Origin of the sequence: Mesorhizobium sp. M4B.F.Ca.ET.214.01.1.1, assembly GCF_004791545.1 — a bacterium.
Lineage (GTDB): Bacteria > Pseudomonadota > Alphaproteobacteria > Rhizobiales > Rhizobiaceae > Mesorhizobium > Mesorhizobium abyssinicae.
Genome location: NZ_SRUX01000009.1, coordinates 1 through 14033, shown reverse-complemented (window position 1 = coordinate 14033; position 14033 = coordinate 1). Strand labels below are relative to the sequence as shown.

Genomic DNA, 14033 nt, shown 5'->3' with positions numbered 1-14033 from the left:
ACTTTCGGTTTGTTTAAGCGATTCCGCCGCGGCCGTAACCGGCAATCGGCCGGCCGGGAGCCGCTGGACCAACAACAGGCCGTTGTCAGACGCCCAGCGACTTCAGCTTGCGGTGCAGAGCGGAGCGCTCCATGCCAATGAATTCGGCGGTTTTCGAGATGTTGCCGCCGAAGCGGTTGATCTGGGCGATCAGGTAGTCCTTCTCGAACTGTTCGCGCGCCTCGCGCAGCGGCAGCGCCATGATGTGCTGGTCCGACTGGTTGGGCGTGCGCGGCATGACGTCGCCGATCTCCGACGGCAGCAGATCGGCGGTGATCGGCGCGTCGACATCCTCGCCCCGGGCCAGGATCATCAGCCGTTCGACATTGTTGCGCAACTGCCGGACATTGCCGGGCCAGTTGTGGGCCTGCAGCACCGCCAGCGCATCGTCGCCGATGCGGCGCGGCTTGATGCCGGCCTGGCGGGCGATCTGCTTCATGAAATTGTCGACCAGATAGGGGATGTCCTCGCGCCGCTCGGCCAAGCCCGGCACCGCGACCGGAACCACCGCCAGGCGGTGGTAGAGGTCTTCGCGGAAACGGCCGTCGGCGATCATTGCCTCCAGGTTCTGCGAGGTGGACGAGATGATGCGGACGTCGACCTTGACCCTCTTGGTGCCCCCTACCCGCTCGAACTGCTGCTCGACCAGCACGCGCAGGATCTTGTTCTGCGTCTCGCGCGGCATGTCGGCGACTTCGTCGATGTAGAGGATGCCGCGATGCGCCTCCTCCAGCGCGCCGACCTTGCGTTCGGTGCCGTTCGATTCTGTGCCGAACAGTTCGATCTCCATACGCTCCGGTGTGATGGTGGCCGCGCTCAAGGTGACGAACGGCGCGGCTTTGCGCGTCGACAGCGCGTGGATGGCGCGCGCGGCCAGTTCCTTGCCGGAACCGGACGGGCCGATGATCATGATGCGGCTGTTGGTCGGCGCGACGCGCTCGATGGTCTGGCGCAACTGGCTCATCGCCGACGACATGCCGATCAGGTCGAAGGTCTCGCCGCTGCGTTGCTTGAGGTCCGACACCTCGCGTCTCAGTTTCGAGGTTTCGAGTGCGCGCTCGGCGATCAGGATCAGCCGGTCGGCCTTGAACGGCTTCTCAATGAAATCATAGGCGCCGCGGCGGATGGCCGAAACCGCCGTTTCGATATTGCCGTGGCCGGAAATCATCACCACCGGCAGGTTCGGATGCATCGTCTTGATCTCGTCCAGCAGGGCCAGGCCGTCGAGACGCGAGCCCTGCAGCCAGATGTCGAGGAAGATCAGCCTCGGCGCGCGATCGGCAATCGCCGCCAGCGCGCTGTCGGCGTCGAACGCCGTGCGGGTTTCGTGACCTTCGTCGCTCAGGATGCCTGCGACGAGTTCGCGGATGTCTTCCTCGTCATCGACGATGAGAATATCAGACGCCATTACCGACCTTTTCAGTTTCTCTTTGGTGTTCCGTTCGGCCTTCGTCGCGTGGCGGCGCGGCGGCGACCGTCGCCGGCGGCAGGATGATCGAGATCATCGCGCCTCGGCCGCCGTGGAAATCCGCCGGCGCATCATGCAGTTCAAGCCGGCCGCCATGGTCCTCCACGATCTTCTTGACGATAGCGAGGCCAAGACCGGTGCCTTTTTCCCGCGTCGTCATGTAGGGCTCGAGTAGCCTTTGGCGATTTTCGCGTGGCAGCCCTCTGCCATTGTCGATGACATCGATTCTGATGGCGCCATTCTGGCGCCCGGCTTGAATCCGGATTGTGCCGTCCGAACGATCTTTTGCATCAAGTCCGTCAATGGCCTCGGCGGCGTTCTTGATGACGTTGCCGAAGGCCTGCGCCATCAGCCGGCTGTCGAAAGTGCCCTTCAGCGGTTCGCCGCCGAAATCGCGCTCGAAGGCGATGTCGGAGCGACTGACCTCGACGAGGAACGATGCCTCGCGCAGCGATTCGCGCAGGTCGATGGCTTTCATCTCCGGCTTCGGCATGCGCGCGAAGGCGGAGAATTCGTCGACCATGCGGCCGATATCCTCGACCTGCCGGATGATCGTGTCGGTGCACTGGTCGAAAACCTCGCGATCCTCGGTGATGACTTTGCCGTAGCGGCGCTTGATGCGCTCGGCCGAAAGCTGGATCGGCGTCAGCGGGTTCTTGATCTCGTGGGCGATGCGCCTCGCCACATCGGCCCAGGCCGACGAGCGCTGCGCCTGGACCAGGTCGGTGATGTCGTCCACCGTCACGACGTAGGATTTCTCCTCCGAACCATCGTCGCCGGCCTCGATGGTGATCTGGACGTTGAAAGTGCGCTCGGCGCCGGTGCGGTAGAAGGTCACCTGCTCGCGATAGACCGGCTTGCCCGACTTGCGACCGATTTCGAAGACGCGGCCGACATGCGGCAGCACAGCGGACAGGTTCTGCCCAAGTGCGGCGCTGGCCGAGATCGCCAGCATGGTCTCGGCCGATCGGTTGACGATGGTGACGATGCCGTAGGGATCGACGCCGATGACGCCGGCGGTGACGCCCGCCAGCACCGCTTCCGAGAAGCGGCGGCGCTCGTCGATCAGGTCCTTGGCGGAGAGAAGCTCGTTACGCTGCGATTTGAGCTCGAGGATCATGTTGTTGAAGGTGTCGCCGAGCGAGGCGACGTCGCCGTCGGAGAGCCTGACCGGCACGGCGACATCGAGATTGCCGGTGGCGACCTCGTCGGCGGCGCCGATCAGCTGGCGGATCGGCCGCACCAGCCGGTCGGCAACGGCGATGCCGGTCCAGATCGCCGACAGGATGACGATCAGCGTCAGCGACAGATAGGGCAGCGCGAAAGCGACCTGCGAGGTGCGGCGGTTGTCCTGCAGGTTGCGGTATTCGTCGGTGTTCGACCTGACGATCTGGCGCGCCTTGATCACATCGGGATCGACCAGGCGGATTGTGTAGAGGTAAAGCCCGTCGATCTCGCGCAGCTTGACGATAGCGCCCATGATGTTGCGGGTGCGCGGCTCGATCAGCACCGGCTTGCCGTCGGCGGCGGTCTCCACCGCGCCGGGTGGCGGCTCCGGCATGGCGAAGTCGGCGTCGGTCTTGGCGCTCATCACGAAGGAGCCGTCGGGCTTGATCAGCGCCGCATGCGCGAGCGAACGGCCAACCGCTTCCTTGTTCATCAGATCGAGGAAGCCTGTGCGGTCGAGGCCATAAAGCGTGCGCGAGGCATCGAGGTCATAGGCCATCGACAGCGTCGTGCCCTGCAGGTTGCGCGCGTTCTCCTGGACATAGGCGTCGGCGATCGACAGCGACGAATTGACGATCGTCTTGGTGCGGATCTCGAACCAGCGGTCGAGGCCGATGTCGAGCGTGATCGAGGCGATGATGGCCACCATGATGGCGGGAATGGCGGCGACCAGCGCGAACATCGCCACGATGCGCACATGCAGGCGCGACGCCGCCTTGCCGTGCTTGCGCGCCATCACAATGCGGTGAACCTCGCGGCCGATAAGCGCGATCAGGAACAGGACGAAGACGGCATTGAGCGCGATCAGCGCCAGCGTGGCCCTTGCGTCAGGCGTGATCGGCGTGGCGCCGACGAGAATCGCAAAGGAGATCGCCGCCGTGATCAACGCGCCGGCAATCGCCGTCACGCCAGGCAGCGCCAGAAGCCGGCGCCTGTCCTCTGCGCCGGGCTTGCTGAAAAGCGGTTCGTTCTGGGAAGCCATATCGCCGTCTAAGAGTCAGTGATTGCGTCGGATGTATGCAACGCATTGTGGCGATTATGCAACAAGTGTGGCCGAGACGGAAATCTTTCCCCGGCTCATTGCCCTTGCAGGGCGATTTTAGACCTGCCTGGAGGACTTGTAGACGTTGACGCCGAGCTCGCGGATCTTCTTGCGCAGCGTGTTGCGGTTGAGCCCGAGCAGCTCCGCCGCCTTGATCTGGTTGCCGCGCGTCGCCGTCATCGAGGCCAGCACCAGTGGATACTCGACCTCGGCGAGGATGCGCTGGTAGAGGCCGGCCGGCGGCAGGTCGCCGGCGAAGGAAGCAAAATAGCGCTGCAGGAAATGCTCCACCGCCTGGCCGATGGAGAGATCGTCGGGAATGAGCGCGCCGCCGCCTGGGACGACCGGCCGCTCGCCTGTCTTGAGTTCGGCCTCGATGATCTCGGCCGAAATCTCATCCTGCGAATAGAGCGCGGCCAGCCTGCGCACCAGGTTTTCCAGCTCGCGCACATTGCCCGGCCAGGGGTAACGCTTCATCAGCTCGATGCCGCCGGAGGAAATGCGCTTTGTCTGCAGCCCCTCGCTGGCGCCCTGCTTGAAGAAATGCCGCACCAGGTCCGGAATATCCTCGGAGCGTTCGCGCAGCGCCGGCAACCGCAGCGGCACGACATTGAGGCGATAGAACAGGTCTTCGCGGAACAGCCCCTGGTTGATCAGCGCGCGCAGATCCTTGTTGGTGGCGGCGACGATGCGCACGTCGGTCTTGATCGGCGTGCGGCCGCCAACCGTCGTGTATTCGCCCTGCTGCAGCACGCGCAGCAGGCGCGTCTGCGCCTCCATCGGCATGTCGCCGATCTCGTCCAGGAACAGCGTGCCGCCCTCGGCCTGCTCGAAGCGGCCGGTAGAGCGGTTCTGCGCGCCGGTGAAGGCGCCCTTCTCATGGCCGAACAGTTCCGATTCGATCAGGTCGCGCGGGATCGCCGCCATGTTGATGGCCACGAACGGGCCGCCGCGACGGCGGCCATATTCGTGCAGCGCGCGGGCCACCAGCTCCTTGCCGGTGCCGGACTCGCCACTGATCATCACCGTCAGGTCGGTCTGCATCATCCGCGCCAGCATGCGGTAGATGTCCTGCATGGCGGCCGAGCGGCCGACCAGCGGCATCGTCTCCGGCTGGTCGTCGGCGCGCGCGTCGAGCTTCGGCCGTCGCGGTTCGGCCAGCGCCCGGTTGACGATGTTGAGCAGCTCGGTCAGGTCGAACGGCTTCGGCAGATATTCATAAGCGCCGGTCTCGGAGGCGCGGATGGCGGTCATGAACGTGTTTTGCGCGCTCATCACGATGACCGGCAGCTCGGGCCGCGCCTTCTTGATGCGCGGCAGCATGTCGAAGGCGTTCTCGTCGGGCATCACGACATCGGTGATGACCAGGTCGCCCTCGCCCGCCGCCACCCAGCGCCACAACGTCGAGGCGTTCGAGGTGACGCGCACCTCATGGCCGACGCGCGACAGCGCCTGGTTGAGCACGGTGCGGATGGCCGCATCGTCGTCGGCGACCAGAATATTGCCGCGTGCGGTCATGTGCGGTCCCCTTCAGCTTCTTCTTCGACGCCGTGCGCGGTTTCCTTCCAGGCCGGCATCAGGATGCGGAAGGTGGTTCCGCGCGGCGTCGAATCGCATTCGATGATGCCGCCATGCTCGCCGACGATCTTGGCCACCAGCGCCAGACCAAGGCCCGAGCCGTTCGGTTTGGTGGTGATGAAAGGATCGAACAGGATCGGCAGTATGTCCTCCGAAACGCCTGGACCATTGTCGCGCACGCAGAATTCCAGCGGCAGGGAGACGCGGTCCTGCGTTCCCGGCACGGAGACACGGATGCCCGGCCGGAAAGCGGTCGACAGCGAGATCTCGCCCTGCGGGTCACTACCGATCGCTTCGGCGGCGTTCTTGACCAGGTTGAGGAATACCTGGATCAGCTGGTCGCGGTTGGCGAAGACCGGAGGCAACGATGGATCGTATTCCTCCAAAATCTTGATCCGCTTGGCAAAACCGTTCTTGGAAATTGCCTTCACGTGGTCGAGCACGACATGGATGTTGACGGGGTAGCGGTCGATCGGCCGCTCGTCCGAAAACACCTCCATGCGGTCGACGAGGGAGACGATGCGATCGGTCTCGTCGGTGATCAGCCGGGTCAGCGCGCGGTCCTCATCGGAGGCCGAGAGCTCGAGGAGCTGGGCGGCGCCACGGATGCCGGACAGCGGGTTCTTGATCTCATGCGCCAGCATGGCGGCAAGGCCGGTGACCGAGCGGGCAGCGCCGCGATGCGTCATCTGCCGGTCGATCTTGTCGGCCATCGACCGTTCCTGGAACATCACCACCACGGAACCGGGGAACTCCGGCACCGGCGCGACATAGAGGTCGACCATCTTTTCGATGCCGAGGCGCGGCGACGAGACATCGACCCGGTATTCGTTGACCGGCGCCAGGCGCTCGCGCACCTGGTCGACAAGCGTCAGCAGCGGGCTGCCGAAGGGCACCAGCTTCGGCAGCGTGTTGCGGGCAAGCATGGTGGCGCTGGAGCGGAAGAAATCCTCCGCGTCGGCATTGGCGAAGGTGATGAAGCCTTGGGGATCGACCATGATCACCGGCCGGCGGATGGTGTTGAGCACGATGTTTGCGGCGTCCGCCATGTCTGGGCTCTTCGGGGCGGTCGCCTTCATGCCGCGCTCCGCAGATCCGTTGCTGCCTCTGCGATATCGGCAAATGCCCGGCGCAGTCCGCCAACGATCTCATCCGGCACGAAGGACGTGAGGATACGCTTGCGCAGCTCCGGCGAAACACCGGCTGCGTGGCGGTCGAGATACCAGCCGAGATGCTTGCGCGCCTGGCGCAACCCGCTTTCGATCCCGTAGAGCGACAGCATGTCCGCGTGGTGGGCGATGATGTAGTCGGCCAAAGCCTGCGGGCTTGCGGGAACGCCGGACATTGTTTCGCCAGCGGCCGAGGCAGCGATGCTGCCCGCGATCCAGGGCGCGCCATAATGCGCGCGTCCGATCATCACCGCGTCGGCGCCCGATTGCTCGAGGATGGCAGCAGCCTCCGCCGGCGATCCGACATCGCCATTGGCGACGACCGGGATCGAGACGGCTTCCTTGACGCGCGCGATCGCGCGCCAGTCGGCCTTGCCCTGGTAGAACTGGCAGCGCGTACGGCCATGCACCGTCACCATCCTCACGCCGGCCTGTTCGGCGCGGCGCGCCAACATCGGCGCGTTGAGGGCGCTCTCGTCCCAGCCGAGACGCATCTTCACAGTAACCGGCACCTCCACGGCGCCGACAACCGCCTCGATCAGCGATAGCGCGTGGTCGAGATCGCGCATCAATGCCGAGCCGGCATAACCGCCCGTCACCTTCTTGGCCGGGCAGCCCATGTTGATGTCGATGATATCGGCGCCCTCGCCCGCGGCGATCCGCGCGCCTTCGGCCATGTGCGCAGCCTCGCGGCCGGCAAGCTGGACCATGTGTACCGGCAGACCGGAATGGCGAATGCGCAGGTCGCAGCCAGCCCTGCCCTTCGCCAGCTCACCGCTCGCCACCATCTCCGACACGACCAGTCCGGCGCCATGCCGATGCGCGCGCTGGCGGAACGGCTCGTCGGTTATCCCCGACATCGGCGCCAGGAAGACGCGATTGCGGATACTCACGCCGCCAATATCGAGCGGCAAGGCCAATTTGGTCAATTCGGGCATGCACAAAAACCAAGCATATCGGATTTCTGCACATTCTCTAGCCAGAAGCAAGACGATGTGCAACGCGCAATGACGTCACATTAAGGCGCATTTGGGAAATAGCCGGGCATCGGCTTGTCCCGCGGCCAAAGCACCGTGCGTCCTGCGGGATGCGCAAAGGACGCCCTGGAATTCATATTTGAAGCACGATCTTTTCCGAAAACCGATTACACTTTTCGGGATCGTGCGCTAAGCCAAATCGCAATGACGGACGCAAGTAAAAATCAGAGTTTGGACGACAAGGTCGCGGTGGTAATCGTCGCGGCGGGCCGCGGCGCGCGCGCCGGGCAGGCCAATGGACCGAAGCAGTATCAGCGGATCGGTGGCCGCGCCGTCATCGCCCGCACGCTGGAGACGTTCCTGGCGCATCCGAGGACCGGTCCGGTCGTCGTCGCCATCCACGCCGACGACGGCGAGCTCTTCCGCAACGCCGCCGGCGCCAGCGCCGATCGCGTCCTTGCGGTCACGGGCGGCGATTCGCGCCAGGCCTCGGTGCGGCTCGGCCTGCTGGCGCTCAGGGACAGCGCGCCAGGCCGGGTGCTCGTCCATGACGCCGTGCGTCCCTTCGTCGACGCGACCCTGATCGACCGCACGATCGACGCCATCGGCGAGCGGCAGGGCGCGCTGCCCGCTTTGCCGGTCGCCGACACGCTGAAGCGCGAATCGGCGGCCGGTATGATCGAGGAGACCGTGTCGAGGAACGGGCTGCATGCCGCGCAGACGCCGCAGGGCTTTCCGTTCTGGCCGCTTCTTGCCGCGCATGAGAAGGCCCATCATCTCGGCAAGGCCGATTTCACCGACGATGCGGCGATCGCCGAATGGGCGCACATACCGGTGAAACTTGTCCCGGGATCGCCGGACAACATCAAACTCACCTGGGCAAGGGATATTGCAATGGCCGACCAGCGGCTTTCCGGTGAACGGCCGCGCTTTCCGGATATCCGCACCGGCAACGGCTACGACGTGCACGCCTTCGAACCGGGCGATCATGTCACGCTCTGCGGCGTCGCCATCCCTCACGACAGAAAGCTGTCTGGCCATTCGGATGCCGATGTCGGCCTCCACGCCCTCACCGACGCGCTGCTCGCCACCTGCGGCGCCGGCGACATCGGCACGCACTTCCCGCCGTCGGATCCGCAGTGGAAAGGCGCCGCCTCGAAGATCTTCGTCGAACATGCGGCCAGGCTGGTGCGCGGGCGCGGCGGACGCATCGCCAATGCCGACATCACGCTGATCTGCGAGGCGCCGCGCGTCGGCCCGCACCGCGAGGCGATGACGGCTGCGCTCGCCGCTATGCTCGGCATTTCCTGCGAGCGCATCTCGATCAAGGCAACCACCAATGAGAAGCTTGGCTTCGTCGGCCGCCAGGAAGGCATAGCCGCGATCGCCACCGCCAGCGTCGTCTTTCCAGGTGAGGTCCCCGAATGAGCAACGCCGAACTCGCGAACGCCCTGCTCCTGGCCTGCCAGCAGCGCGGCATCATGCTGGCGACGGCGGAAAGCTGCACCGGCGGCCTGATCATCGCGGCGCTCACCGACATTGCCGGTTCCTCCGCCGTGGTCGACCGCGGCTTCATCACCTATTCCAACGAGTCCAAGATGGACATGCTCGGCGTTTCCGCCGCAACGCTCGACGCGCATGGCGCCGTCTCGCGCGAGACGGTGCTTGAAATGGCGGCCGGCGCGCTGGCGCATTCGCGGGCGAGCCTCTCGCTTGCCGTTACCGGCATTGCCGGCCCGAGCGGCGGTTCGGCCGACAAGCCGGTCGGCCTCGTCTGGTTCGGGCTTGCGCTGGCCGGCCAGCCCATCGTCGCCGAGCACCAACTGTTCGCGCACAAGGGGCGCGAGTTCATCCGCCACGAGACGGTGCGGCACGCGCTGGAACTGGGATTGCGGGCGCTGGACTAGACCCCTCGTTCCGGTCAGGCCGTTCTTGCGCCGTAGATCTGGTCGGCGCGTTTTTCGAAGGCTTCGGCAAACATGCGGAAGGCACGGTCGAACATCGTGCCCATCAGCGCGCCAAGAATGCGGCTCTTGAACTCGTAGTCGATGAAGAAGTGCACCTCGCAGCCGCTATCGGCCGGGTCGAAGCGCCAGATATTGCTGAGATATTTGAACGGTCCGTCGATGTATTTGACGTCGATGGCCTTCTCGTCGGGCTTCAGCAGCACCTGGGTGGTAAAGGTCTCGCGGATAGCCTTGTAACCGATGCTCATGTCGGCAAGGAGGATGGTGCGGCCGTCGCGCTCCTTGCGCGAGCGCACGCTGAGCGCTTCGCACAGCGGCAGGAATTGCGGATAGGCCTCGACGTCGGCGACCAGCGCGAACATCTCCTGCGGCGTATGGGCGACGCGGCGGGTGGCTTCGAATTTCGGCATTCGGGGATTAGCTGGTCTTTTTGAGCTGCGCTTCACGCGCCGCGCGCAGCCTGGCGAAATCCTCCCCGGCATGATGCGAGGAGCGCGTCAGCGGGCTCGACGCCATCAACAGGAAGCCCTTGGTCTTGCCGATCGTCTCGAAGGACTTGAATTCCTCGGGAGTGACGAAGCGGATGACCGGATGGTGCTTCTTCGACGGCTGCAGATACTGGCCGATGGTCATGAAGTCGACATTGGCCGAGCGCAGGTCGTCCATCAGCTGCAGGATCTCGTTCCGCTCCTCGCCTAGACCGACCATGATGCCGGACTTGGTGAAGATCGACGGGTCGAGTTCCTTGACGCGCTGCAACAGCCGGATCGAGTGGAAATAGCGGGCGCCCGGCCGCACCGTCAGGTAGTTCGACGGCACAGTCTCCAGATTGTGGTTGAAGACGTCGGGCTTCGCCGCCACGACGATCTCCAGCGCGCCGTCCTTGCGCAGGAAGTCCGGCGTCAGGATCTCGATCGTGGTCGAGGGCGCGGCGGCGCGGATGGCGCGGATGACCTCGGCGAAATGCTGCGCGCCGCCGTCGGCAAGATCGTCGCGGTCGACCGAGGTGATGACGACGTGGCTGAGGCCCATCTGCTTGACGGCATGCGCGACGCGCGCCGGCTCATCGGCATCCAGCGCGGTCGGGATGCCGGTGGCGACGTTGCAGAAGGCGCAGGCGCGGGTGCAGATCTCGCCCATGATCATGAAGGTGGCGTGCTTCTTGTCCCAGCACTCGCCGATGTTCGGGCAGCCGGCTTCCTCGCACACAGTCACCAGCTTGTGCGACTTCACGATCTCGCGTGTCTCGGCGTAGCCCTTCGAGACCGGTGCCTTGACGCGGATCCAGTCGGGCTTGCGGAGCACCTCCTGGTCCGGCTTGTGCGCCTTTTCGGGGTGCCGCACACGCGGCGCATTGGCGATCGTGTCGAGGACAGTGACCATTTCAAACCCGGTTGCTGCGCGATCGCCTGCCCGGCGCTCGCATTCCAACGTCACTTAGGACTTTTCGGCGCAAAGAAAAAGGCCACGCCGGCGCATGCCGCCACGGCCTTTTTCGCATAGCGGTATCGATGCCGGCTAACGGCGCACCAGCCGGCCAACAAAGATCAGCAGGCAGGCGCCGATGAAACCGGTGACCAGATAGGCGAACCAGCCGACGCCGAAAGACTGGAAATTGAGGGCTTGCAGGACTGCGTTCAGCACGACCGCGCCGACGATGCCCATAATGATGTTCATGAAGATGCCGGTGTTGCTCTTCATCACCATCTCGGCGAGCCAGCCCGCCAGACCGCCGATGATGATGGCTGCCAGCCAGCCCACGCCATTCACGTCCATATGCCAACTCCTCCTGTGACGGGTGAAAATGCATCCGGAAACGAACTGCCTTGCCGCCGAGTTCCCCAGGCTTTCGCATGTGAGTCTCGGGCGGCCAATTTATCATGCGTTCAACGCGCGGCCATAGGCGTCGAGCACGCTTTCCTTCATCATCTCCGACAGGGTCGGGTGCGGGAAGATGGTGTGCATCAGCTCTTCCTCGGTGGTTTCGAGGTTCATCGCCACGACGAAACCCTGGATCAGCTCGGTCACTTCGGCGCCGACCATGTGCGCGCCGAGCAACTGGCCGGTCTTCTTGTCGAAGATCGTCTTGATGAAGCCTTGGTCCTCGCCGAGCGCGATCGCCTTGCCGTTGGCGCCGAACTGGAAACGGCCGACGCGGACGTCCTTGCCTTCGGCCTTGGCCTTGGCTTCGGTCAGGCCGACCGAGGCGACCTGCGGGTTGCAATAGGTGCAGCCGGGGATCTTCTGCTTGTCGGTGGCATGAACGCCCGGGACATTGGCGATCTTCTCGATGCAGACGACGCCTTCATGCTCGGCCTTGTGGGCGAGCATGGGCGGTCCGGCGACGTCACCGATGGCGTAGATGCCGGGCACGTTGGTCTTGCCGTAACCGTCGACGACGACGCAGCCGCGGTCGGTCTTCACCCCGAGCGCCTCGAGGCCGAGGTTCTCGATATTGCCCTGCACGCCGACGGCCGAGATCATGCGATCGGCGGTGATCTTCTCGACCTTGCCGTCCTTCATCTCGACATGCGCTGTCACCGAGTTGGCGCCCTTCTCGACCTTGGTCACCTTGGCCTCAAGGATGATCTTCATGCCTTGCTTCTCGAACTGCTTCTGCGCGAACTTCGAGACCTCGGCGTCCTCGACCGGCATCACCGCCGGCAGCAGCTCGACCACCGTCACCTCGGCGCCCATGGTGCGGTAGAAGGAAGCGAACTCGATGCCGATGGCGCCCGAACCCATCACCAGCAGCGATTTCGGCATCTCCTTCGGCACCATGGCTTCGAAATAGGTCCAGATCAGCTTGCCGTCCGGCTCGATGCCGGGCAGCGCGCGCGGCCTGGCACCAGTCGCCAGGATGATGTGCTTGGCGGTGTAGGTGCCCTCGCCCTTGACGCCTTTCGGCGCCGGCGGCTGCGGCTCCATCGGCTTCTTGGCCGTCTTGGAGACGACGATCTCGCCCGGCTTCGAAAGCTTGGCCTCGCCCCAGATGACGTCAACCTTGTTCTTCTTCATCAGGAAGGCGACGCCGCCATTGAGCCTCAGCGAGACCTTGCGCGAGCGGTCGACGACCGCGGCGGTGTCGGCGCTGACCTTGCCGCCTTCGAGCTTCAGGCCGTAGTCCTTGAGGTGGTCCGAATAGTGCATGATCTCGGCCGAGCGCAGCAGCGCCTTGGTCGGGATGCAGCCCCAGTTGAGGCAGATGCCGCCGAGATGCTCGCGCTCGACGATCGCCGTCTTGAAGCCGAGCTGCGCGGAACGCACCGCCGTGACATAGCCGCCGGGGCCGGAGCCGATGATGATGACGTCGTAGGATTCAGCCACGGATTTCTCCCTGATTTCTAGAGTTCCAGCATCACGCGCACCAATGGTGCCAGCGCCTTGCCGATGTTTCGGGTGTTTTCGGCGTCGAGATGGACGCCGTCGAGCGGGGTGGTGACGGCGACGCTGCCGGCGTCGAAGAAGCCGCAGCCCGCCTCGTCGGCAAGTGCGGAATATTGCGGCGCCAGCCGCTTCGAGGCCTCGTCGCCGCCGGCGAACATTTCCTTGAATTCGGCATTGTCGGTGCGGCTGACCGCCGGCGGCGCGACGATGAGGATCTGGGGTGCGGCCCAACCGAACGGGTAGTCGTGGCCGCGCACGATGTCGATCAGGCGCTGCATACCCTGCTTGGCGGCGACCGGATTGCCGTGGATCCACGGCTTCATGTCGTTGGCGCCGAGCATGATGACGATCAGGTCAATCGGCGCATGGCTCGTCAGCATTGTCGGCAGCACGCGAGCGCCGTTGCGGTCTGCGCCGGCGAGATGATCGTCGAAGGCGGTGGTGCGGCCGTTCAGGCCTTCGGCGATGACCTCGACGCCGTCGCCCAGCGCCGCCTTGAGAACGCTCGGCCAGCGGTCTTCCAGCGCATGGCGGCCGAGGCTGGCGGCGTCATAGCCCCAGGTCAGCGAGTCGCCATAACAGAGAATTGTCTTCATGCGCTTGCCCCACCCCTGCCGAACGCTGCCGCCGAGCGCTGGAGCCGCCAGCGCACGAAAAGCCATTGCACGATGATCGCCACGACGCCGGGAAGGATCAGGCCAGCGACGATCGACAGGTCACTCGCGGTCGCCCGATTCTCGGCCGGCACGGAAAAAGTCCACCCTGCCAGCGCCAGCAGTGCGAGACCGTACACGGCGAGCAGCCACCACAAACTGCGGTCGACGGCTCGCACCGGCTCGGCGAAGAACTGCACGGCGAAGAAGACGATCGTCACGGCGATGACGACAAACACCGTCGCCGCGAACACAACTATGTACTCCTCGGTGGCACCGGTCATGACGGCGAGCTGCTGAGCCACCAGCCCGCCAGCCAGGCCGGAGAGGATGAAGGCGAAAAGGCTGGTGAAGAATTTCCGCACCGCCCTTTTCCTGTCCTAGACCAGCATGCCCATAGGGTTTTCGATCATGCGCTTGAAGGCGCCGAGCAGTTCGGCGCCGAGCGCGCCGTCGACGGCGCGGTGGTCGGTCGACAGCGTCACCGACATGACGTTGGCGATCTTGATCTCGCCATTCTTCACCA

The 14033-nt window shown here is 64.7% G+C and carries 14 protein-coding genes; 2 read left to right on the top strand and 12 right to left on the bottom strand.

Going from position 1 to position 14033, the window contains the following annotated elements; genetic code table 11:
- Positions 1-85: 85 nt before the first annotated feature.
- The 5 genes from EN857_RS18425 to dusB form a co-directional block, all read right to left on the bottom strand.
- Positions 86-1447, bottom strand: coding sequence for a sigma-54 dependent transcriptional regulator (locus EN857_RS18425; protein ID WP_127286357.1), 1362 nt, complete (start codon positions 1445-1447; stop codon positions 86-88).
- Positions 1437-3716 carry a PAS domain-containing sensor histidine kinase gene (locus tag EN857_RS18420; protein WP_135858470.1) on the bottom strand — a complete coding sequence of 760 codons (2280 nt, stop codon included), beginning with the start codon at positions 3714-3716 and terminating at the stop codon, positions 1437-1439. The genes EN857_RS18425 and EN857_RS18420 overlap by 11 nt, the downstream gene beginning before the upstream one ends.
- A 117-nt stretch (positions 3717-3833) precedes the next feature.
- On the bottom strand, positions 3834-5294 hold the full coding sequence (gene ntrC / locus EN857_RS18415; protein ID WP_127310266.1) for a nitrogen regulation protein NR(I): 1461 nt from the start codon (positions 5292-5294) through the stop codon (positions 3834-3836).
- Positions 5291-6433, bottom strand: coding sequence for a nitrogen regulation protein NR(II) (locus tag EN857_RS18410; protein ID WP_127310265.1), 1143 nt, complete (start codon positions 6431-6433; stop codon positions 5291-5293). The genes ntrC and EN857_RS18410 overlap by 4 nt, the downstream gene beginning before the upstream one ends.
- Positions 6430-7461 (bottom strand): tRNA dihydrouridine synthase DusB, encoded by a 1032-nt coding sequence (gene dusB, locus EN857_RS18405; protein WP_127393180.1) that lies wholly within the window; start codon positions 7459-7461, stop codon positions 6430-6432. The genes EN857_RS18410 and dusB overlap by 4 nt, the downstream gene beginning before the upstream one ends.
- 243 nt (positions 7462-7704) lie before the next feature.
- Between dusB and EN857_RS18400 the strand changes: the two genes are divergently transcribed.
- Both EN857_RS18400 and EN857_RS18395 read left to right on the top strand, forming a co-directional pair.
- The gene (locus EN857_RS18400) at positions 7705-8928 is read left to right on the top strand and encodes a bifunctional 2-C-methyl-D-erythritol 4-phosphate cytidylyltransferase/2-C-methyl-D-erythritol 2,4-cyclodiphosphate synthase (protein WP_127393179.1); all 1224 of its coding nucleotides are present in this window, start codon (positions 7705-7707) and stop codon (positions 8926-8928) included.
- Positions 8925-9407: a CinA family protein gene (locus EN857_RS18395; protein ID WP_127393178.1), complete on the top strand. Its 483-nt coding sequence runs from the start codon at positions 8925-8927 to the stop codon at positions 9405-9407. The genes EN857_RS18400 and EN857_RS18395 overlap by 4 nt, the downstream gene beginning before the upstream one ends.
- A gap of 14 nt (positions 9408-9421) precedes the next feature.
- On the opposite strand, the gene EN857_RS18390 is transcribed toward EN857_RS18395, so the two are convergent.
- From EN857_RS18390 to EN857_RS18360, 7 genes are all read right to left on the bottom strand, one after another.
- The gene (locus EN857_RS18390) at positions 9422-9877 is read right to left on the bottom strand and encodes a type II toxin-antitoxin system RatA family toxin (RefSeq protein WP_127284096.1); all 456 of its coding nucleotides are present in this window, start codon (positions 9875-9877) and stop codon (positions 9422-9424) included.
- A gap of 7 nt (positions 9878-9884) precedes the next feature.
- Positions 9885-10850 (bottom strand): lipoyl synthase, encoded by a 966-nt coding sequence (gene lipA / locus EN857_RS18385; RefSeq protein WP_127284097.1) that lies wholly within the window; start codon positions 10848-10850, stop codon positions 9885-9887.
- Between the two features lie 135 nt (positions 10851-10985).
- A complete protein-coding gene (locus EN857_RS18380; protein ID WP_128347054.1) occupies positions 10986-11243 on the bottom strand; it encodes a GlsB/YeaQ/YmgE family stress response membrane protein in 258 nt (85 codons plus the stop codon).
- Between the two features lie 102 nt (positions 11244-11345).
- Positions 11346-12794: a dihydrolipoyl dehydrogenase gene (gene lpdA, locus EN857_RS18375; RefSeq protein ID WP_127309197.1), complete on the bottom strand. Its 1449-nt coding sequence runs from the start codon at positions 12792-12794 to the stop codon at positions 11346-11348.
- 17 nt (positions 12795-12811) lie between these two features.
- On the bottom strand, positions 12812-13450 hold the full coding sequence (locus EN857_RS18370; protein ID WP_127394239.1) for an SGNH/GDSL hydrolase family protein: 639 nt from the start codon (positions 13448-13450) through the stop codon (positions 12812-12814).
- Positions 13447-13872 carry a hypothetical protein gene (locus tag EN857_RS18365; RefSeq protein ID WP_135858473.1) on the bottom strand — a complete coding sequence of 142 codons (426 nt, stop codon included), beginning with the start codon at positions 13870-13872 and terminating at the stop codon, positions 13447-13449. Before EN857_RS18365 ends, EN857_RS18370 begins: the two co-directional genes overlap by 4 nt.
- Positions 13873-13887: 15 nt before the next feature.
- The coding region (locus tag EN857_RS18360) for a 2-oxo acid dehydrogenase subunit E2 (RefSeq protein WP_187331266.1) at positions 13888-14033 on the bottom strand (146 nt) is incomplete at its 5' end.

Coding starts and splice junctions, on each gene's coding strand:
- EN857_RS18400 (WP_127393179.1), top strand. CDS start 7,705: ATGACGGACGCAAGTAAAAATCAGAGTTTGGACGACAAGGTCGCGGTG.
- ntrC (WP_127310266.1), bottom strand. CDS start 5,294: ATGACCGCACGCGGCAATATTCTGGTCGCCGACGACGATGCGGCCATC.
- EN857_RS18425 (WP_127286357.1), bottom strand. CDS start 1,447: ATGGCGTCTGATATTCTCATCGTCGATGACGAGGAAGACATCCGCGAA.
- dusB (WP_127393180.1), bottom strand. CDS start 7,461: ATGCCCGAATTGACCAAATTGGCCTTGCCGCTCGATATTGGCGGCGTG.
- lipA (WP_127284097.1), bottom strand. CDS start 10,850: ATGGTCACTGTCCTCGACACGATCGCCAATGCGCCGCGTGTGCGGCAC.
- EN857_RS18370 (WP_127394239.1), bottom strand. CDS start 13,450: ATGAAGACAATTCTCTGTTATGGCGACTCGCTGACCTGGGGCTATGAC.
- EN857_RS18390 (WP_127284096.1), bottom strand. CDS start 9,877: ATGCCGAAATTCGAAGCCACCCGCCGCGTCGCCCATACGCCGCAGGAG.
- EN857_RS18395 (WP_127393178.1), top strand. CDS start 8,925: ATGAGCAACGCCGAACTCGCGAACGCCCTGCTCCTGGCCTGCCAGCAG.
- EN857_RS18420 (WP_135858470.1), bottom strand. CDS start 3,716: ATGGCTTCCCAGAACGAACCGCTTTTCAGCAAGCCCGGCGCAGAGGAC.
- EN857_RS18410 (WP_127310265.1), bottom strand. CDS start 6,433: ATGAAGGCGACCGCCCCGAAGAGCCCAGACATGGCGGACGCCGCAAAC.
- EN857_RS18380 (WP_128347054.1), bottom strand. CDS start 11,243: ATGGACGTGAATGGCGTGGGCTGGCTGGCAGCCATCATCATCGGCGGT.